14 protein-coding genes are annotated in these 20,890 nt (G+C 54.9%); 4 read left to right on the top strand and 10 right to left on the bottom strand.

Features of this window, described 5'->3' with window-relative positions; genetic code table 11:
• Window positions 1–183 precede the first annotated feature (183 nt).
• Together ACGHAD_RS03130 and uvrA are read right to left on the bottom strand one after the other, a co-directional pair.
• Window positions 184–2,412 (bottom strand): NADP-dependent isocitrate dehydrogenase, encoded by a 2,229-nt coding sequence (locus ACGHAD_RS03130; RefSeq protein ID WP_382417441.1) that lies wholly within the window; start codon window positions 2,410–2,412, stop codon window positions 184–186.
• Between the two features lie 261 nt (window positions 2,413–2,673).
• Entirely contained in the window at window positions 2,674–5,529 is a 2,856-nt protein-coding gene (gene uvrA, locus ACGHAD_RS03135; protein WP_382417443.1) for an excinuclease ABC subunit UvrA, read from the bottom strand.
• 173 nt (window positions 5,530–5,702) lie between these two features.
• On the opposite strand from uvrA, the gene ACGHAD_RS03140 reads away from it, so the two are divergent.
• Window positions 5,703–7,067: an MFS transporter gene (locus ACGHAD_RS03140; protein WP_382417445.1), complete on the top strand. Its 1,365-nt coding sequence runs from the start codon at window positions 5,703–5,705 to the stop codon at window positions 7,065–7,067.
• Window positions 7,068–7,169: 102 nt separating this feature from the next.
• Window positions 7,170–7,706, top strand: a complete 537-nt coding sequence (ssb, locus tag ACGHAD_RS03145) for a single-stranded DNA-binding protein (protein WP_382417447.1) — start codon at window positions 7,170–7,172, stop codon at window positions 7,704–7,706.
• Window positions 7,707–7,888: 182 nt separating this feature from the next.
• On the opposite strand, the gene ACGHAD_RS03150 is transcribed toward ssb, so the two are convergent.
• Window positions 7,889–9,016 carry a DUF5610 domain-containing protein gene (locus tag ACGHAD_RS03150; protein ID WP_382417449.1) on the bottom strand — a complete coding sequence of 376 codons (1,128 nt, stop codon included), beginning with the start codon at window positions 9,014–9,016 and terminating at the stop codon, window positions 7,889–7,891.
• 234 nt (window positions 9,017–9,250) lie between these two features.
• On the opposite strand from ACGHAD_RS03150, the gene ACGHAD_RS03155 reads away from it, so the two are divergent.
• A complete protein-coding gene (locus tag ACGHAD_RS03155; RefSeq protein WP_382417451.1) occupies window positions 9,251–10,111 on the top strand; it encodes an SDR family oxidoreductase in 861 nt (286 codons plus the stop codon).
• An 81-nt stretch (window positions 10,112–10,192) separates the two neighbouring features.
• On the opposite strand, the gene fabB is transcribed toward ACGHAD_RS03155, so the two are convergent.
• The 7 genes from fabB to ACGHAD_RS03190 all read right to left on the bottom strand — a co-directional run bounded on the left by fabB (window position 10,193) and on the right by ACGHAD_RS03190 (window position 17,693).
• A complete protein-coding gene (gene fabB / locus ACGHAD_RS03160) occupies window positions 10,193–11,410 on the bottom strand; it encodes a beta-ketoacyl-ACP synthase I (protein ID WP_339617669.1) in 1,218 nt (405 codons plus the stop codon).
• Between the two features lie 118 nt (window positions 11,411–11,528).
• Entirely contained in the window at window positions 11,529–12,053 is a 525-nt protein-coding gene (fabA, locus tag ACGHAD_RS03165) for a 3-hydroxyacyl-[acyl-carrier-protein] dehydratase FabA (RefSeq protein ID WP_339617670.1), read from the bottom strand.
• A gap of 164 nt (window positions 12,054–12,217) precedes the next feature.
• Window positions 12,218–13,180, bottom strand: a complete 963-nt coding sequence (locus ACGHAD_RS03170; protein WP_339617671.1) for a polyprenyl synthetase family protein — start codon at window positions 13,178–13,180, stop codon at window positions 12,218–12,220.
• 90 nt (window positions 13,181–13,270) lie between these two features.
• Window positions 13,271–14,563, bottom strand: coding sequence for an NAD(P)/FAD-dependent oxidoreductase (locus ACGHAD_RS03175; RefSeq protein WP_382417454.1), 1,293 nt, complete (start codon window positions 14,561–14,563; stop codon window positions 13,271–13,273).
• Window positions 14,564–14,667: 104 nt separating this feature from the next.
• Window positions 14,668–15,657, bottom strand: coding sequence for a Gfo/Idh/MocA family protein (locus ACGHAD_RS03180; RefSeq protein WP_382417456.1), 990 nt, complete (start codon window positions 15,655–15,657; stop codon window positions 14,668–14,670).
• A gap of 100 nt (window positions 15,658–15,757) precedes the next feature.
• Window positions 15,758–16,771, bottom strand: coding sequence for a helix-turn-helix domain-containing protein (locus tag ACGHAD_RS03185; protein WP_382417458.1), 1,014 nt, complete (start codon window positions 16,769–16,771; stop codon window positions 15,758–15,760).
• Window positions 16,772–16,775: 4 nt separating this feature from the next.
• Window positions 16,776–17,693 carry a diguanylate cyclase gene (locus ACGHAD_RS03190; protein ID WP_382417460.1) on the bottom strand — a complete coding sequence of 306 codons (918 nt, stop codon included), beginning with the start codon at window positions 17,691–17,693 and terminating at the stop codon, window positions 16,776–16,778.
• A 363-nt stretch (window positions 17,694–18,056) separates the two neighbouring features.
• Between ACGHAD_RS03190 and ACGHAD_RS03195 the strand changes: the two genes are divergently transcribed.
• Window positions 18,057–20,846: a TonB-dependent receptor gene (locus ACGHAD_RS03195; protein WP_382417462.1), complete on the top strand. Its 2,790-nt coding sequence runs from the start codon at window positions 18,057–18,059 to the stop codon at window positions 20,844–20,846.
• Window positions 20,847–20,890: the final 44 nt, after the last annotated feature.

Genomic DNA, 20,890 nt, shown 5'->3' on the forward strand with positions numbered 1-20,890 from the left:
TGTTTAGGTATATCTGCTGGTTAAGAATAGCGCTTGAGCTTTTAGAAATACACCGGGCGCGGCAGGCGGGAATGATTGAATAAATCGATGAGAGGACTGAGGTATAAAAAAAGCGACCTCATTACTGAGGTCGCTTTTGGCATGATCCAGATGCGCTCGCTTGAGCGCGGTTACACAAAATGGTTACAGTGCGTTGATAATCTGGTTCAAGGTGCTGCTGGCGCGCATAGCGGCGGCAACTTTGGTGTCGTCCGTTTGGTAGTAACCACCGATGTCGACCGGGCTGCCCTGAGCATCGTTTAACTCGCCGATAATGGCTTGCTCATTGGCGGCCATCTCATTGGCAACTTTGCTGAAGCGCGCTTGTAAATCGCTGTCGTCGCTTTGTGCTGCCAAAGCTTCTGCCCAGTACAGTGCCAAATAGAAATGACTGCCGCGGTTGTCGATTTCACCTACCTTGCGCGAAGGTGACTTATTGGTGTCTAAGAACTTGCCGGTGGCTTTATCCAGAGCATCGCCCAAAATTTTAGCTTTGGGGTTGTTGTTCACTTGACCAAAGTGCTCAAGAGAGGCCGCCAGAGCCAAAAACTCACCCAGCGAATCCCAGCGCAGGTGACCCTCTTCGGTAAATTGGTCGACGTGTTTGGGAGCTGAGCCGCCAGCGCCAGTCTCAAACAAGCCGCCGCCGTTCATCAGGGGCACAATAGACAGCATCTTGGCGCTGGTGCCCAGCTCTAAGATGGGGAACAAGTCGGTGAGGTAATCGCGCAATACATTGCCGGTGACCGAGATGGTGTCTTCACCGTCTTTAGCCCGTTGCAAAGTAACGCGCGTTGCCTCTACCGGTGCTAGGATACGGATGTCCAGACCGTCGGTGTCGTGCTCGGGCAGGTAAGCGTTAACCTTTTTAATCAGCTCGGCGTCGTGGGCGCGGTTTTCGTCCAGCCAGAAAATCGCCGGGCTGCCAGTGGCGCGGGCGCGATTAACCGCTAACTTAACCCAATCTTTAATCGGCGCGTCTTTTACCTGGCAGGCGCGGAACAAGTCACCCGGCTCTACTGGCTGCTCGAGTAAGGTGTTGCCGTCGGCATCAATAATGCGCACGGTGCCTTTGTCAGCCATTTCAAAGGTTTTATCGTGCGAGCCGTACTCTTCGGCCTTTTGTGCCATTAGACCAACGTTAGGCACGCTGCCCATGGTGGTTGGGTCGAAGGCGCCGTGCTCTTTGCAGAACTCAATTGTTTCGGCGTAGACGCCGGCATAGCAGCGATCGGGAATGGTGTATTTAGTGTCTTGCAGGTCGCCCGCCGGTCCCCACATCTTGCCAGACGAGCGAATCGCGGCGGGCATAGAGGCGTCGATGATCACATCGTTAGGCACGTGCAGGTTGGTGATGCCTTTGTCCGAGTTCACCATAGCCATCTCGGGGCCAGCGGCGTAAGCGGCCTTGATGTCAGCTTCAATCGCTTCGCGCTTATCGGCGGGCAATTTTTGAATGTTGGTCAATACATCGGCAAAGCCATAAGTGGGGTCCACACCCAGCTCTTTAAACTCGGCGCTGTATTTTTCAAACAGATCTTTGAAAAATACGGTAACAGCGTGGCCGAAGATGATCGGGTCAGACACCTTCATCATGGTGGCTTTCATGTGCAGAGAGAAGAGCACGTCTTTTTCTTTGGCGTCGCTAATGGCTTCGGCCAAAAAGGCGCGCAGTGATTTGGCGCTCATAACGGCCGCGTCGACGATCTCACCGGCTTGCAGGGCTAGGCCTTCTTTCAGTACCTGTTTGTTGCCATCGGCTTTTTCAAACTCGATTTTGGCGGTAGTGGCGGCCGGTAGGGTGACGGATTTTTCGCTACCAAAAAAGTCACCTTCGCTCATGTGTGCTACATGAGATTTGGAATCTTTAGACCAAGCGCCCATCGAGTGCGGGTTTTTGCGGGCGTAGGCTTTTACCGAAGCCGGGGCGCGACGGTCAGAGTTGCCCTCGCGCAGAACGGGGTTTACCGCGCTGCCTTTGATTTTGTCGTAGCGGCTCGCGATGTCTTTTTCTTCATCGGTGCTCGGCTCGGCGGGGTAGTTGGGCAGGGCGTAGCCTTTATCTTGCAACTCTTTAATAGCTTCTTTTAATTGCGGGATCGAGGCGCTGATATTAGGCAGCTTGATGATGTTGGCCTCGGGGTTTTTGGCCAGCTCGCCCAGCTCGGCGAGTGCATCGCCCTGGCGCTGTTCTTCTTTCAGGTAGTCCGGAAAGGCGGCGATGATGCGGCCGGCTAGGGAGATGTCTTTTAGCTCTACACCTACGCCGGAAACTTGCGTAAAGGCCTCAATAATAGGCAGTAACGATTGGGTGGCAAGCGCTGGGGCTTCGTCGGTCTTGGTGTAGATAATTGTCGAGTCTGATGTAGCCATTCTTTTACCTATGGTTTTAAGAGGGTATCTTCAGAGGCCGGGTGGGTGCTGCTTGCAAGCGGGGGCGGCTGAAAGGTCAGCCAGGTACGGATAAGTGCCTTCCCGTGCAAGTGCCACCAACCCTTTATCGACAGCTTTTGGCCGCCAATCAATTCGGCACACAAGCCTCTGCATTGGAGGAGGCGGCATTATACCAGCTCGTGTACATCTGGAGTAGATGCGCACGAGCGCTAAACGGTAAGGTCGCTGCGGCCCCTGTGACTAGCTGTTGCGAGCTTTGGCCCGCTCGCGAGAAATCTTAAGCATTGGCGCCAAAAACTGCCCGGTGTAGGACTTTTTCACTTTGGTGATGTCTTCGGGCGTGCCGCTGGCGATGATTTGACCGCCGCCGCTGCCGCCTTCGGGGCCCAAATCAATTACCCAGTCGGCGGTTTTTACCACATCCAGGTTGTGCTCAATCACCACCACGGTGTTGCCGTGATCGCGCAGCCGCTGCAGCACTGTGAGCAGTTGTTGGATGTCGTAAAAGTGCAGGCCGGTGGTGGGCTCATCCAGAATGTACAGCGTCTGGCCGGTATCGCGTTTGGACAGCTCCTTGGCCAGCTTAACCCGCTGCGCTTCACCGCCGGATAACGTAGTGGCGGCTTGCCCGAGGCGGATGTACGAGAGGCCCACATCCATCAGGGTTTGTAGTTTTTTGGCAATGGCAGGGATGGCGTCAAAGAATTCACGGGCGTCCTCGACGGTTAGCTCCAGTACCTCATGGATATTTTTGCCTTTGTATTTCACCTCTAGGGTTTCGCGGTTGTAGCGCTTGCCCTTGCAGATGTCGCAGGGCACGAATACGTCCGGCAAAAAGTGCATCTCGACTTTGGTGACGCCGTCGCCTTGGCAGGCCTCGCAGCGGCCACCTTTGACGTTAAAGCTAAAGCGCCCGGCTTTGTAGCCACGCGAGCGGGCCTCGGGGGTACCGGCAAACAGCTCGCGCGCCGGCGTAAAAATACCGGTGTAGGTGGCCGGGTTAGAGCGCGGTGTGCGGCCGATGGGGCTCTGATCGATATCGACGCATTTATCGAACAAGCTCATGCCCTCGATGCTATCGTAAGGGGCTGGTTTGAGCGTGGTGGCCCCGTTTAGCTCCGTCGCCGCTATCGGGTGCAACGTGGCGTTAATTAACGTGGATTTGCCCGACCCGGATACTCCTGTGACGCAGGTCATCAAACCCACCGGCAGTTCGAGGTTAACGTTTTGTAGGTTGTTGCCGCGGGCGCCACAAAGTTTGAGCATCTTATTGCGGTCGACCGGTGTGCGCTTGGCCGGTATGGCGATTTCTTTACTGCCGCTTAAGTATTGTCCCGTAAGAGATTTTTCACTCGCGATAATATCGTCGACCGTCCCCTGCGCAATTACCTCGCCGCCATGGACCCCGGCGCCGGGGCCAATGTCGATTACGTGGTCGGCCAGACGAATGGCATCTTCATCGTGCTCGACCACAATCACTGTATTGCCTAAATCCCGCAGGTGGGTAAGGGTTGCCAGCAAGCGTTCGTTGTCGCGCTGATGTAAGCCAATTGAGGGCTCATCCAAAATATACATAACCCCCACGAGCCCCGCGCCGATTTGGCTGGCTAAGCGAATGCGCTGCGCCTCGCCGCCCGACAGGGTGTCGGCACTGCGGTTTAGAGTAAGGTAGTTAAGCCCGACGTCGACCAAAAAGCTAAAACGATCGCGCAGCTCTTTTAATATTTTGTCGGCAATGCCCGCCCGCGAGCCGGTAAAGCTGAGCGCGCCAAAGTACTGGTGTGCCTCGCCCACCGGCATATCGGTAATTTGTGGCAGGGTGCGCTCATCGACAAACACATTGCGTGCTTCACGTCGCAGCCGGGCGCCCTTGCACGAAGGGCACGGTTGAGTGGAGAGGAACTTGGCCAGCTCCTCGCGCACCGCAGAGGATTCGGTGTCGCGGTAGCGTCTTTCCAGGTTGGGCACGACCCCCTCAAAGGTGTGTTTGCGCTGAATGACATCGCCGCGTTCGTTAACATAGTTGAATGCGATGACGTCATCGCCAGAGCCGTCAAGCACCGCACGTTGTTGCTCTTTGCTCAGATCCTGCCAGGGGGTGTCGACGTCAAAGCCGTAGTGCTCGGCAATGGAGGTAAGCATATGAAAGTAGTAGATATTGCGTTTATCCCAACCGCGAATAGCCCCTTGGGCCAGAGATGCCTCGGGGAACAGCACCACCTTACTCTCATCAAAAAACTGTTTGAGGCCTAAACCGTCGCAGGTGGGGCAAGCGCCGGCGGGGTTGTTAAACGAAAACAGCCGTGGCTCCAGCTCGCTTAAGCTGTAATCACACACTGGACAAGCGTGTTTGGCCGAGAAAATACGATCTTCTTGCTGGCCGTCCATATCACTGATTCCGGCCAATCCTTCCGCTAGGTTTAGGGCGGTTTCAAACGATTCGGCTAAGCGTACTTTAAGGTCGTCGCGGACTTTAAAACGATCGATTACCACATCTATGGTGTGTTTTTTCTTTTTGTCCAGCGCGGGAGCATCGTCTAAGTCGACCAGCAGTCCGTCGATGCGGGCACGGATAAACCCCTCGCGTTTTAGATGTTCCAGGGTATGTAAGTGCTCACCTTTGCGGTCGCGCACGATAGGGGCGAGCAGCATAAGCTTGCTGCCTTCGGGCATGGCGAGCACGGTGTCCACCATCTCGCTAACGGTTTGGGCCGCCAGGGGCTTGCCGTGTATCGGGCAGCGCGGTTCACCCACGCGGGCGTATAGCAGGCGCAGGTAATCGTAAATCTCGGTAATTGTGCCCACGGTAGAGCGCGGGTTGTGTGAGGTGGATTTTTGTTCGATTGAGATGGCCGGGCTTAACCCCTCAACGTGATCGACATCGGGCTTTTCCATCATCGACAGAAATTGCCGGGCGTAGGTAGAGAGCGACTCAACGTAGCGCCGCTGGCCCTCGGCGTAGAGCGTATCAAACGCCAGCGATGATTTGCCCGAGCCCGACAGACCCGTGACTACCACAAGTTTATCGCGCGGGATGTCCAGGTCGATATTTTTGAGGTTGTGAGTGCGGGCACCGCGAACGTAAATTGTATCCAATCTATACCACCTGTTGGGGTTTGCTGGCCCCTTCGCCTAAAAACTCACCATTATACGGTATTTACGCTCGCGCGGATGGTACCCCGAGCCAGTTAGTTGCTATGCCCCAATCACAAACGCGTTTTGCTTCGCTCTGTGGTAAAATCCGCAGCTTTTAACCAACAGGGTTTTTCGTGTCCGAGCCTACCGCCTCATTTGAGCGCCGAGTTGTGATGGCGCTATCGTCACTCTATGCATTCCGCATGCTCGGGCTGTTTATGGTGCTGCCCGTGCTCACGCTATACGGTGATACCTACCGCGGGGCGACGCCGGCTTTGCTGGGGTTGGCTCTGGGTGCTTACGGTTTTAGTCAGGCGCTGCTGCAAATTCCTTTTGGTATGTTGTCTGATCGAATTGGCCGTAAACCGGTTATTGTGGGCGGCTTGTTGATCTTTGTGCTGGGCAGCATTGTGGCCGCTCAAGCCGACACGGTGTACGAGTTGGTGCTGGGGCGAATCCTGCAAGGTGGTGGCGCCATCGCCAGTGCGGTCATGGCAATGGTGACGGATCTTACCGCCGATGAAAACCGTACCAAGGCCATGGCCAGTATCGGCGCTTCCATTGGGGTGTCTTTTGCGCTGGCTTTGGTCATTGGGCCTGCGCTCGCCGGAGTTGGCGGGTTAGCATTGATTTTTTGGGTGACCGCTGCGCTTGGCTTGGTGGGCGTATACGTTATTATTTATCGGGTGCCGGCCGTTAGCCATGGTGGCGGTATCGCAAGGCGGCGCGAGACCGGAGCCGTGCCGGCGCTGCTGGCCAAAACGCTGCGCAACCGGGAGCTGCTCAGGCTAGACGTCGGTATTTTTGCTCTGCACTGTGTGTTAACGGCCAGCTTTGTGGTGCTTCCCGGTGTATTGGTCGGCTCACTCGGTGTGTCGCGCGCCCATCACTGGATGATTTATCTACCCTTGCTGGCCGGCTCTTTTGTCGCGATGCTGCCTTTGATTATCATTGCCGAAAAGCGCCGCAAGATGAAGCCCGTGTTTTTAGCGGCAATCGCGCTCTTGGCGAGTGCGTTACTCTGGCTGGTGGTCACACCGCAAACGCTGCTGTGGTGGCTGCCGGGGTTGTTTGCGTTTTTTATGGCCTTTAACTTACTCGAGGCAACGCTGCCGTCGTTGGTCAGCAAGTTGGCGCCCGCGGGCTCCAAGGGGACGGCGACGGGGATCTATTCGACCGCGCAGTTTTTGGGAGCCTTTACCGGCGGTGCTGCCGGGGGGGCGTTGCTGCAATGGCAGGGCGCTGAGGTGGTGTTGGCCGCCGGCGCTGCATTAGTGGCGTTGTGGTGGCTGATTGCCCGCTCCATGACACCGCCGCGCTATCTGGCCAGTATGCTTTTGCCGTTAAACGGCGCTGACCCGGCTGCGGTAAGCGAGAAGCTTGCGCAAGTTGTAGGCGTGGCTGAGGTGCTGGCGGTGCCGGCCGAGGGTATGGTTTATCTTAAGGTCGACTCGCAAAAAGTTAAGCGCGATCAAATACTGGCGGTAATGGTCAGCTAAATAAGTCAACAGATGCTAAAGTATCGGACATGACAGCGAGCGGTTTACGCTATCTAATGTGCAAAAGCCGCAATAAGTTTAGACAAATTCGAGGAGATAAGTATGGCATCGCGTGGTGTTAATAAGGTCATCTTAGTAGGTAACTTGGGCCAAGACCCAGAGACAAAATACATGCCCTCTGGCGGAGCCGTGACTAACATCAGCGTGGCCACCTCTGACCAATGGAAAGACAAGCAAACCGGTCAGCCACAAGAGCGCACCGAGTGGCACCGCGTGGTATTTTTTAACCGCATTGCTGAGATTGCCGGCGAGTATTTACGCAAAGGCTCTAAAGTTTATATCGAAGGTTCGCTGCGTACCCGTAAATGGCAAGGCCAAGACGGTCAGGACCGTTACACCACCGAAATCGTCTGCAGCGAGATGCAAATGCTCGACAGTCGCGGCGCCGGTGGCGATAATAACAATTACGGCCAAGATAACTACAATCAAAACCAGAACTACGGCGGCAATCAGCCCCAAGGTCAACCGCAAGCGCAGCCTCAGCAGGCGCCGCGCCAAGCACCGCCGCAACAGCAACCCCAGCAGCCGCAACAACCGGCCGGTGGGTTTGATAGCTTTGATGATGATATTCCTTTTTAGCGAGGAGTTAATGCAAAGTGTAATGTTTTTAGTCGAAATACTTCCTAGGGCCCAGCAATAGCTGGGCTTTTTCTTTTTAGGACGTTAAAAGTAAAGGTAATGTTGTTGTGACGCGCTCGCTATAGATCCGGGTATTATCTTTGGATCTATAGCAGGATGGCCATAGAGGAGTTGATTTGATTTTATGCGTCTTCTTTGGGGCTATTAGTGGTTAGAGAGTTATTCAAAAGCTCCCCAATAAAATCCGCAAAGCGTTTGCCATCGCGATTGCCCGGTGCCTCGGTGTCGGCGTATAAACCGTTAACGATGTCCAGTAAAAGCTTATAGGGCTCGGCAAACTCGCTGGCTTTATTAAACGCTTCTTGGGCGTCTTTAATAAATTGCCCCACAGGTTGTAAGCGTTGTTGTAGGCCGTTAGGTGCGGCGGCCTCTTTACCGTAGGCGCTGCTGGCGCGCTGAATATCAACCCGGGTTAGGTTGAGGGCAAAGCCTTCAATTTGGCTTTGATCGTAACCGAGCGCTAGGGCTGATTCGAAGGCGCCAGAAATATCGCCGGTAAAGAAAGAGTCGGCAAGCGAATTAACTTGTTGCAACAGCTCGTCAATGGCCGCTCGCTCAGATTCGTTTAGCTCGCCGGTGATGTTGAGGCTGTAACTGACGCTTGAACTCGATGCGCTAGAGCTGCTGCCGTCTTCGGCGCGCCAAAATTGCGTTTCACCGTGGCTGGCATTGGCCTGAATACTCACTTTGTCGCCTTCGCCCGTGAGGAGCTCAAAGCGAAAGCTTTGTGCCGAGGCGTATTCATAGCTTGTGCGACTCGCTGAGGCGCTGGGGCTGAGTTGCGTGGTTTTGGGCGGGGCGGCATCGTCGAGTGATCGGCCCAAGTGCTCTTGTGCCAACTGGTCGATACCGTTGGTGACTAAATCGTAAGTCTTGCCGATTGACGCGCTCACCTGATCGTCCAGTAAGCTTAACGCTTCTAAGCGGTCACGGGCCTGATTAAAGCCCTTGTTAAAGCCCGATAGTCCAGCTTGTAGGCGCGACTCTAGCTCTTCGTCGGTTGCACCGTCCGCCACATCGCGCTCTATTTGGCGCTGGATAAAGCCTAAAATATTGCCGGCTGCCTGCTCGGCGGTTAGCGGTTTAAACTTACCGACCTCGGGCACGCCAATTTGCTCGGCCGCTTTGTCACTTACCAGAGTGAGTGCCTGAGTCACTTTACTGTTGACGACGTTGGGCCGCGAATGCAGTTGGGGTGCTTGGCTGGCAGCGCGCACAGCGCTGTTTAGGTCGGTTTGGCTAGGCGACATGATAACCTCAAAGTTTTTAATGCTTAACGGGTTATCGGCGGGTCTGTACAATCTTTAGGTCAATTTTTAGGCTTTTATCGTCTAGTGCAGCTCGGGCAAAGTGCTCCCGGTTCTATGTGTGATATAAAGACACCTTTGGGTGTTTTTGTGGCGCCCTATATGCTTTGCAAGGCTCTTGCCTAGAAGTAGCCTAGGGCTTTTGTTACCGCTAACCCAAAACAAGTGAGATCAGATTTGAAGTTGTTATTAACCGATAGCACCCATTCGTTAGGTGTCGCGCTAGAACACGAGCTAGAGCGAGAGTCGTTTGGGCTGCTGACCCCGGCGGCAAAGGACGTTGACTGGTGTAGCCAAGAGGCGGTAGAGGCTTATATCGGGCAAGGTAAGCCGAACCTGGTGGTTAATACGTTAGGTTGGGCAGACGCGCCGAGCGATGCGGATTGCACGCTGTTGCCGCAAGCGGCCGAAACGTTGGCACACGTGTGTAAGGCTCGAGGCATTCCGATGATTCAGTTGTCGAGTTATCGGGTGTTTGGCGACGACAATAAAAGTAAGCACGCCGAGCGCGATGAGCCGGTACCCAACAGCGCTGTTGGGCGGGCGTTTTATGCTGCGGAGCAAGCCGTTACCGAGCATTTAGAGTGTGTGATTGTGCTGCGCACCAGTTGGGTGATTGGCAGTTTTGGCGACAATCACTTAACGCGGCTGCTGGCGGCCCTGCAGGCGGGAGAGACTTGGCGTCCTAACAATCGTTTGCGCGGTGCACCCACTGCGTTGTCTGATGTGGCGCGGGTTATAGTGGCGCTGATTAAGCAAATTAGTTGTGGCGCGCAATGTTGGGGTATTTACCACTACTGTAGTGGCGATGGTTGTACTGAGTTGGAGTTTGCCGAGCAGTTGGCGCAGGTTTTGGAGCAACAGGATTATCAGGGAGCGGCCCCGAGGTTTGAGGTGGTTGATGAGGCACGCCCTGATGAGCCTGTGAGTGCGGTGCTCAGTGCTCTGCGTATTCGTGGTGATTTTGGTGTGCAGGCGCGTACTTGGCGCACCACATTGGTGGCGATGGTTAAGCAGTGGTTACACGTTAATCAGTAGCGGTTGGCAGGGCTAAAGCTAAAAGCACTGAAGCGGCGGGGCCGCTTCAGTGGGTGTTGCGAGCTACTGCGAAAAGCAGGCTTAGTCGTCGTAACGCTGAAACACCAGTGAGGCGTTAGTACCGCCAAAACCAAAGCTGTTTGATAGCACTCGGTTTAACGTTACATCGTCCTGGCGCTCGCGCACGATAGGGACGCTGGCCGCTTCTGGGTCTAATTCTTCGACATTAGCCGAGGCGCAAATGAAGTTATTCTCCATCATCATCAGCGAGTAAATTGCCTCTTGCACGCCAGTGGCGCCTAGCGAGTGACCGGTTAACGACTTGGTTGAGCTAATGGCCGGTATTTTCTCGCCAAAGGTACTGCGTACGGCTTTTAGCTCGGCTAAGTCGCCAACGGGTGTACTGGTACCGTGGGAGTTGATGTAGTCGATGTCGCCCTCTACGGTGGCCATGGCCTGACGCATGCAGCGCTCGGCACCTTCGCCCGATGGCGCTACCATGTCATAGCCGTCCGAGGTGGCGCCATAGCCCACTAACTCGCCATAGATTTTGGCGCCGCGTGCTTTAGCGTGCTCTAGCTCTTCAAGGACTAAACAGCCACCGCCACCGGCGATCACAAAACCGTCGCGCGCGGCATCGTAGGCACGTGAAGCTTTGTGGGGGGTGTCGTTGTATTTGGTCGAGAGGGCACCCATGGCGTCAAACAGGCACGACAGGGACCAGTGCTCTTCTTCGCCGCCGCCGGCAAATACCATATCTTGCTTGCCCATCTGGATTTGCTCCATGGCATTACCGATACAGTGTGCGCTGGTGGCACAAGCAGACGAGATAGAGTAGTTCACCCCTTTAATTTTAAACGGTGTCGCCAAACAGGCTGAGGTGGTGCTGCCCATGGTTTGGGTAACACGATAGGGCCCGATGCGTTTGAGCCCGCGGTTGCGCAGAACATCGGCCGCCTCAACCAGGTTTTGCGAGCCAGCGCCGCCAGAGCCCATGATAATACCGGTGCGCTCGTTAGAGTATTCGGCTTCGGTTAAGCCGGCATCTTTAATGGCTTGATCCATAGAGACGTAGGCAAAAGCCGCCGCATCGCCCATAAAACGCAACACTTTGCGGTCTATCATCTCTTTTAGGTCGAGATTGATCGAACCGGCTACGCAGGAGCGAAAGCCCATCTCTTCATAGCTAGAGTTGTATGTAATGCCAGAGCGACCGTGACGCAGGGCGTCCAGTACGGTGGATTTATCATTACCGATGCAGGAAACAATGCCCATACCGGTAACTACAACGCGTTTCATAGGCTACCTCTTAATAGTGCTCAGCCTCAGCAAGAGCGGCTACATTTTTGTCTATTATGCCACAGTGGGGCCATTTACAACTGATTCGACCGTGGTCGCTGGGCTTAGTGCCTTACTGTTAAAAGGAATCGGTGTTTGAGAACAGGCCGACCCGCAGGTCCTTGGCAAAATAAATATCTTTACCGTCCACCGAGACTCGGCCGTCGGCGATACCCATAATCAATTTGCGCTCAATGACGCGTTTTAGGTTGATATGATAGGTGATCTTTTTAGCGGTTGGCAGTATTTGCCCGGTAAACTTCACTTCACCGCAGCCCAGTGCACGTCCGCGCCCGGGGTTGCCTTTCCAGGCCAAAAAGAAGCCTACCAGCTGCCACATGGCGTCTAGCCCTAGGCAGCCAGGCATAACCGGATCGCCGGGAAAGTGGCAGTCGAAAAACCACAGGTCCGGGCTGATGTCCAGCTCGGCGATAATTTCGCCTTTGTTGTACTCACCGCCAGTTTCGCTGATATGGGCAATACGGTTAAGCATAAGCATGTTGGGTATGGGTAACTGTGCATTACCTGGCCCAAACAGGCGACCGTGGCCGCATTCGATCAGATCTTCCAGGCTGTATGAGCTCTGCTGGACATGTGAATTCATAGTGTTAACTCTGAGCAGTAAATCAAACGGGTGGGGCCATCCGAGGCCGCAAAGGGGCACATTCTACCTTGTGCCACTGGCTTGTCTAGTGTTCTGTCTGGGAATCTTATTATTTCAGGGCCCCGGCCGGTGGTGCGCCGCTGGGCCAATCTTGGTGCTTAGGTTTAGTGATTGCGGCCCGTGGCGAATTCGGCGACATCGGCCAGCGCTGTGCGAAAGCGACTATCGGGTAGGGCCGTTAAGGCCTCGAGTGCTCGCGCCACCGCTGCGCGGGCGGCCGCCAAGGTGTATTCCATGGCGCCGGTGGCCTCGACGATGGCCACGACTTGGCTCAGTTGGCTGGCATCGCCTTGGCTGATGGCGTTGCGAATCAGCTCGCGATCGGCGCCAGGGGCTTTTGCCATCGCGTGAATAAGCGGCAAGGTGGGCTTACCTTCGGCCAAATCGTCACCTACGTTTTTACCCAGCGCCTCGGCGTCGCCTTTGTAATCCAGCGCATCGTCAACCAACTGAAAAGCGATACCCACTTCCATGCCGTACTGGCTTAACGCTTTGCGTGTGGAGGCGTCGGCGCCGGCAACCACGGCGCCGACTTCACAGGCGGCGGCAAAGAGCACGGCGGTTTTCTTTTCGATGACTTGTAGGTAGCCGGCCTCGGTTAAGTCCGGGTCTTTGGCATTAACCAGCTGTTGTACTTCGCCTTCGGCAATGATGTTGGTGGTTCGGGATAGAATGGTCATGATGTCCATATTGCCGATGGCCACCATCATTTGAAACGCGCGGGAGTAAAGAAAGTCGCCGACTAGTACGCTCGGCGCGTTGCCCCACTCGGCATTGGCGGTAGGGCGGCCACGGCGCAAGGTCGAGGTGTCGACGACATCGTCGTGCAGTAACGTGGCCGAGTGAATAAACTCAATCACGGCCGCTAAATCTAAATGATGTTTACCGGTGTAACCTAAGGCGCGGGCGCAGAGCAATACCATGAGCGGTCGCAGCCGTTTGCCGCCGGCCTCTATTAGATAGTGCCCGATGTTTTCGACCAAACCGACATCGGAGTAGAGCTGGCGAATGATCAGGTCATTCACCTCGCTAAAATCGTCGGCGACGACATCGTGAAACGGCAACATTGCTAGATCCTTATGAGCGCGAGAGCGCATCCTAGGCAGGGCCGCCCAAGCTGTCAAGCCGGCGGCCTTGGTTGAGCGTGCAGTAAAACGTTAATGGAGCTTGAGTTTGGGCTTGAGCCAGCGATTGATGCTGCCCGATAGCATGACTAAGCCTGTTTTGAGGTAACCGTGCACGGCCACCTGATGCATGCGGTAAAGCGAGACGTACACTAGGCGCGCTAGGCGGCCCTCAATAAACAGCGAGCCGCCGCTTAGGTTGCCCATCAGGTTGCCCACGGTGGAGAAGTTCGACAGCGATACCAGCGAGCCATGATCTTTGTAGCGATAGACCTTAAGCGACTTGCCATCGAGCTGCGCGCGAATGTTGTGGTAGCAAGTATCGGCCATTTGGTGGGCCGACTGCGCTCGCGGTGGTACCCGGCTGCCGTCAGTTTGGATAAACTCGGCGCAATCGCCAATGGCAAACAAGTTGGGCTCGTTTTTAATTTGCAGGTAAGCGTTAACCGGTAATTGGTTGATGCGATTGGTGGGAATGCCGCCAATATTTTTTAGCGCGTCGGGCACTTTAACGCCGGCGGCCCATACCATTAGGTCCGACTCAATTTTTTCACCTTCGGCGGTTTCCAGTCCATCACTCAGGGCGGCGGTAATGCGCGTGTTGAGCTTGATGTTGACGCCGAGCTTAACCAGCTCGCGGCTGGCCGCCGCTGAAATTCGCTCGGGCAGCGCGGGCAGAATACGCGGCCCGGCCTCTACCAGGGTAATGTTAAGGTGCTCACTATCGATGGCGTCAAAGCCGTACGTGTGAAACTTGGCAACCGCGTGGTGCAACTCGGCCGATAGCTCGACCCCGGTGGCGCCGGCGCCGACAATGGCGATATTGACGTTGTTGCGAGTCTCGGGGACACGCTGGATACGCAAAAAGCGGCCCAATAACTTATTGCGAAAACGGTGGGCCTGAGTCGGGCTATCCAGAAAGATACAGTGGTCTTTTACCCCGGGTGTATTAAAGTCGTTAGACGCCGAGCCGATCGCCAGCACTAATACATCGTAATCAATGCGCGTCTCGGGCAGCAGCTCTTGGCCGTCTTCATCGTTAATGGGGGCGAGCACCACCTGTTTGGCGGTGCGGTCGATGTCGGTCATTGAGCCGATGCGAAAGTGAAAGTGATTGTCGAAAGCGTGAGCGCGATAGCTTACCGCATCTACCCCTTCGTCCATGGTACCCACGGCAATTTCATGTAGCAGCGGCTTCCATACGTGGGTCGTGCTGCGGTCGATCAAGGTAACATGGGCTTTATTTTTGCGTCCCAGTTTACGGCCTAGCTTGGTCACCAATTCTAATCCGCCGGCGCCACCGCCGACTACGACAATCTTTTTCAAATCTGGCTCCTTGTTTGTATAAGCGAGGGGTTGCCTCGCAATTAATAGGGGCGTGCTGCCCTGGGCTTTTGGCCCTTTGCTATAACCCGCAACAGTGCTGCAGGTTACAAATGTACCCAACTTTGCTTGTTGGCACTGGTCACAATCGCGTCAAGCACAGTCATGTTGTCAAGCGCATCGGTCATGGGAGTGGGGACCGGCTTATTATGCAAGATCGCCTCGGCAAACGCATCGGCCATGTTGCGGTAATGGTTGGCGGGCTCGATATTGCGCATCTGTATTTTGCCCTGGTGTTTCAGGGTTAGCTCAGTGCCGTTGTCGGCAGCCGGGTTAAAAGGGATGTGGATGCGAATGCTGCCGGCATCTCCCGCGATCTCTACCCACTGCTCGGGCTCGGTTTTGGTCGAGCAGGTAAAGCTGGCGATGGCGCCGTCAAACTCCATTAACGCCGAGGTAACGCAGTCGACCTCGTACTCATCAAGGTTGTTCATATGACCAAGCACCCGGCTCGGTTCGGCGTTCAGTAAAAAACGCGCCAACGAAATGCCATAACAACCGATATCCATCAGTGCGCCGCCGCCCATGGCCGCGCTGTTGCGGATGTTGTCGGCGTCGCGGTTGTTGTAGCTAAATGCGCATTGAATCGTTCGCAGTGTACCGATGGCGCCCTCGTCGCACAGTTGTTTGGCTTGTTGCCACTGGGGGTGAAAGCGGTACATAAACGCTTCCATTAATTTTAGCTCTGGGTGACGCCCGGCGCAGGCTAGCAGTGGCTCCATATCGGCCACATTAAGACCGGCGGGTTTTTCTACCAGCACGTGTTTGCCCGCCTCAAGCGCCTTGACCGACCAGGGTACATGTAGGTGATTAGGCATGGGGTTGTAGATGGCATCAATGTCCGGGTCGTTCAGTAGCGCCTCGTAACTGCCATAGGCGCGAGCGATGCCGAGCTGGTCGGCTTGCGCGCGGGCATTTTGTTCATCGCGCGAGGCGATGGCGACAACCTCGCCCAATGCGGAAGACTGAATGGCAGGAATAGTGTGCAATCGGGCAATTTTGGCCGTGCTTAACACGCCCCAGCGGATCTTAGTCATGGAATGTCTCGCAAGTCGACGTCGTTGGGTTTAGAGCGGATTATACGCGTTAATGACAGCTTTCGCAGGCGGGTGGTGTTGCGTTTAGTAAGCCGCGAGCTCAGCGCGAGGCGATCACTTGGCTGGGAACAATGCCCGTCCAGCGCTTAAAAGCACGGCGCAGGTTGCGTGCATCGTGAAAGTGCAGTCGCGTCGCGATCTCGGCCAGCGGCAGTCGCTCGTGTGTTAGCCAGTATAGGGCCTGCTCTTTGCGCACTAAATCGAAACGCCGCTGAAAACTGGTGTGATGTTTTTTGAGTTTGCGTTTGAGGGTGGCCGGGCTTATGGCGAATTCACAGGCCGCTGATTCGAGCGATGGGTTGCCAGCTAAATGCTGGCGTAAATAGGCGTCGAATACGCTAATAAACCCCGCGGCTGGGCTTTGCTCCAGGCGACGATCACATTGTCGCCGAGCAATTTCGCTGACATTTGCCGCCGAGCCGGGCCAAGCTTGCTCAAGCTCGGCGCGGTTTATTTGCATGCTGTACTGATGGCTGCCGACGTGCAGGTGCCGGCCCCAGTGCACTTGGTATTGTTCACGATGGTTGGGGTCGCCGGGCAGATAAAACTGCCAGGGTAGGGAGCGCCCCGCCAAGTGCTTGGTGATGGCGACTAACGCGCTGATCATCATATCCGCTAAAAACGCGCCGTGCTCGTTGGCTCCACAGGCATCGTGCCAGTGGATAAACAAGTCGTCGCAGCGCCACTCAAGTCGCGGGCTGAGCAGTGGCGATAGAATAGCCTGATACTCGACGACAACCTGAATCGCTGCCAGTAAATTGGCAGAGCTTTGCAGTGCGCTGGCGGCCGCACCAAAGTTGCCGGGGTATAGCCTCGCACCCGCTAAAAAGGCGCACTCGGCGGCGGGCATTAGCTTGCGTAAATTGCCGAGTAGGGCAAAGCATTGTGTGGGCCGCAAGGTGAGTTCACCGGTGAGAAAATCGTCCATAAAAATGCCGGTGCCGCGCAACAACTTGTGGCTGTCGATGCCGCGACTACAAGCCAAGTCGATAAGTGCGGCGGGAAACTCGTGCGCGGCAATGCACGCGGTGTCGATCTCGTAGTGGTTCGCCATTCTCTTAAGCCGCCACGACTTGTAGGCGGGCTTTACTGTCTTTAGCCTGCAGTAACCGAGTAGTGGCGCGCTCAATCATTGCCTCGGCGCTGTACTCTTCGGCGGTGCAAGTGCCGGTGCTGATACTCTGATACAGCGTTTCGCCCTGTTGCGCTGTTTTGTAGGCAAAGTGCTCGATAGCGCGGCTCAGTTGCGCGGCAATTTCGCCGGCCATTAACTCGCCGGTGTTGGGTAGCACCACGGCAAACCGATCTCCCGCGTAGCGGCACAATAAATCGGTGCGGCGCAAATTAAGCAAGATAATCTCCGTAAGTTCCTGTAACAGTCGATCACCCTCTGCATGACCAAAGCGGCGGTTGGTTGCATCGAAGTGGTCGATGTCTAGCAACACTAACGCCAATGGCTGCTGATGATTGCTGGCGTGTTTTAGGGCCAAGGCCAGTTGCCGACGCAAAAAACGCGCATCGCCGAGCCCGGTTAAGCCATCCTGTAAGCGGTACTCCCGAAACACTTGCTCGCGTTTGCGGCGTTGTTCGGTAAACAGCAGTTGCTCTTTGTGCCAGTGATACAAGCCGAAGGTGAGCACAGTCAGGCCGGCAGGCAGCAAGGTTGACTCTAATCCGCCGCTTAAAAAGAGACCCTTGTCGATGGCGATTACCTCATCGAGCAAGTCCTGAAAGGTACCCACAAAAATGAGCCCGAGTCCGAGCGTTAGCAAATTAGTAACCGGGCCGTTGGGACGGCTGTTAAGGGTAAAGCCAAGCCAGAGGGCGGCCAGTAAGCTAACGCCCCCTTCGCCGACAATGTCGAGCCAGTCGATATGCTCCCAGGCTTTAATTTCTCCCACTGCAAGGCTGATCACTATGGTGATGTTGGTGATCAGCGCAACCGCTAAGAGCTTCCACTTATGTAACCGAATCATGATGCCATCCTAAAAACATAGGGTTTGTCTATAACAAGCCAATGTAACGGTTTTGTGACAAACCGCGGGGGCAAATTAGCTCAGGGCAAATACCAGATTTTTATAAAAAGACGGGTGGTGCTGCGCGGCATTGGGGGCGCGGGCTTGTCGAGAGCGCTTTAACGGGAGCGAAGCGGGGGGCGGTTTAGCTCATGGGCCAGATCAAACCGCTTTAAAACGGCTGTTTATCCAGTGTTTACCGTTTGTTGTCACAGCATTGTCACTTTGCCTTTCTATTGTCGGCGCACCAAACAACGAGGTGTGCGCTCTTGGCTTGTTCAAACAAAGCGCGCCAACTAACGATTATCATCACAGGAGAGGGTTGTGACTCAGATTTATAAAAACCGTCGGACATCCAGTATCACAAAACAGTGGTCACGCAATATCTTAGCTTGCGCGGTAGGCGCTTTAGCGGCAGGCAACGCTTTTGCCGATGGCCGCATCAGTGGGCAACTTACCGCCGAAATAAGCGGTATGCCTTTGCAGGGTAGCCGGGTGAAAATTGAAGAGCTCAACCAAACGGCTGTCACGGCCCGCGATGGTCGCTTTGTGATGTCTGGTGTTAAGCCTGGCTCATACACATTGAGCGTGAGCTACTTGGGCGTCGAAACCATGACCCGCGAGATTACGGTCACCGACAACCAAACGACGGTGGCCAATTTTAAAATATCGCCCGAGCGCCCAGAGCAGGAATATGTGATTGTGTTGGGGCAAGCGGGTAGTTTAAATAAGGCGCTGAACCGTCAGCGCTCGGCCGATAATGTGGTCAGTGCGGTGTCGGCCGATGCCATCGGCCAGCTGCCAGACACCAATGTGTCGGAAGCCTTACAGCGTTTACCGGGTTTGTCGATTGAGCGCGATCAGGGCGAAGGCCGATATGTTCGGGTTCGTGGTTTAGGGCCCGACTACAATGCGGTGACCATTAATGGCGTAAGCTTGCCGTCGCCAGACAGCGGACGACGCGCTGTGGCGCTGGATGTGATTCCCTCGGACTTGCTGGAAGGTTTAGTGGTAACCAAAACCCTAACCCCGGATATGGATGCCAATGCTCTGGGTGGCAGTATTGACATTCAAAGCCTGTCGGCTTTTGATCGCGACGGAAATTTCTATTCATTTACGGCTGAGGGCAGCTACAACGAGCTGACCGATAACACCAGCCCCAAGCTGGCACTGACTGCCTCTGACCAGTTCAGCATTGGCAGCGGAACGGATAACTTAGGGATTGCCGCGGGCGTGAGTTGGTACGACCGCCAGTTTGGCTCAGACAACGTAGAGACCGGTGGCGCCTGGGATTTTGACGATGGCGCCGCTTTGCTGGAAGAAATCGAGCAGCGCGATTACACCATCGAGCGCGAGCGCTCGGGCATGACTTTTAACGTCGATTATAAGCTGTCGGAAAACACCGACCTCTACTGGCGTAATCTGTACAGTAAGTACACCGACTCCGAGCAGCGCTTGTCCAATATAGTCGAGTTTGAAGATGCTGTTGGTGCCGGTGATGTAACCAACGCCGAAGTGGCGCGCGAGCTAAAAGATCGCTCAGAGACGCAAGAGATACTCTCAAGCTCACTCGGCGGGAGTACCCGTGTTGACAGCTGGACCTTTGATTATCGCGTGGCACTGTCTGAATCCGGCGAAGACGAGCCGCAACATTTGGGCGGCGCGGCCTTTGCCAGCATCGATGATATTGAAGGCGTATCCTTCAGCGACACGACAACTCCATATTTGAACACGCCAGCGTCATTTTCGGATGCCAACAATTTTGAGCTGGATGAAGTCGAGTTGGCGCAGTCGAGCACCAATGACACAGATACCAGCTGGCAGTTTGACGTCACTAAAGATTTCTTTATCGGCGCGAGCTCGGCGATGGTTAAGTTTGGCGGTAAGTACAGCGATCGCGATAAAGACAGCGATGTTGAGATCTGGGTGTACGAAGATTTAGATGAGTATGGCTTTAGCGATGAAGCGCTGTCCATGAATTCCTACGCCGCATCAAACCCGGATTACACTTTGGGTAATTTTGGGCCGGGGATTAACTCTGCCGCTGTTGCCGATGCGGTTTCGGGCCTGGATCAGGCAGAGTTTTACTCTGAAGAAGATTCCCGGATTGAAGACTTTGATGTGTCGGAGCAAGTCTCGGCCGCTTACCTGATGGGGCGTATCGACCTGGGCGACTTGCGCTTGTTGGCTGGTGTACGTTACGAGGATACCGACTTTAGTGCGCAGGGTACGCGCTACGACGGCGACAACTTCGAGGACAACAATGCCGATAATCAATATGACCACCTACTGCCGTCGTTGCATGCGCGCTATGCATTAGGAGACAACACCCAGCTGCGGGCCTCCTGGACCAATACCCTGGTGCGCCCTACGTTTGATCAGCTGGCGCCGTTTTTTGTTATCGATGACGAAGAGGCCGAGTTTGGTAACCCCGAGTTAGAGCCACTGGAGTCGAGCAACATTGATGTAGGTATTGAGCATTACATGGGCTTGGCTGGCGTGGTTTCTGCGTTTGCGTATTACAAAGACATCGATAACTTTATTTATCAAACGGACTTGGCCGGCACGCCGATGTACGCCGATTATGACGAGGCCATTACCTACGCCAACGGCGATTCGGCCGAGATCTACGGTGTTGAACTGGCGTTCTCTAAGCAGTTTACTTCACTGCCTGCGCCTTTTAACGGTTTGCTGTTATCGGCCAATGCGACCTTTTCGGATTCGGATGCCACGCTGGCTTATTATGATGAAGACGCCGGCGGTGTTGTCTCGCGCGATAGTGCTATGCCCAGTCAATCTGACACTACCGGTAACCTTTCTATCGGGTACGATGCCAGCCGCTTTAGCATGCGCTTAGCGGCCAACTATAAATCTGAATATTTGTTAGAAGTTCAGGATGTGAGCGATGCGGTGCAAGACGTGTACGTCGATGAGCAAACGCAACTGGATTTCTCGGCGCGTTATTATTTAACCGAGGGTATGCAACTGTACTTCGAGGCGGCTAATTTAACCGATGAGCCTTACTACGCCTACGTCAATGAGGCGTCCTATAACGCCCAGTACGAAACCTACGGCTTGACCTATAAGTTGGGTTTGACCATTACCAACTTCTAATACGCGGTAAATAGCAACCGGGCGTCTAAAAAATCATGTAGGGC

Source organism: Gilvimarinus japonicus (genome assembly GCF_042847215.1).
In the GTDB taxonomy this organism is placed as follows: domain Bacteria; phylum Pseudomonadota; class Gammaproteobacteria; order Pseudomonadales; family Cellvibrionaceae; genus Gilvimarinus; species Gilvimarinus japonicus.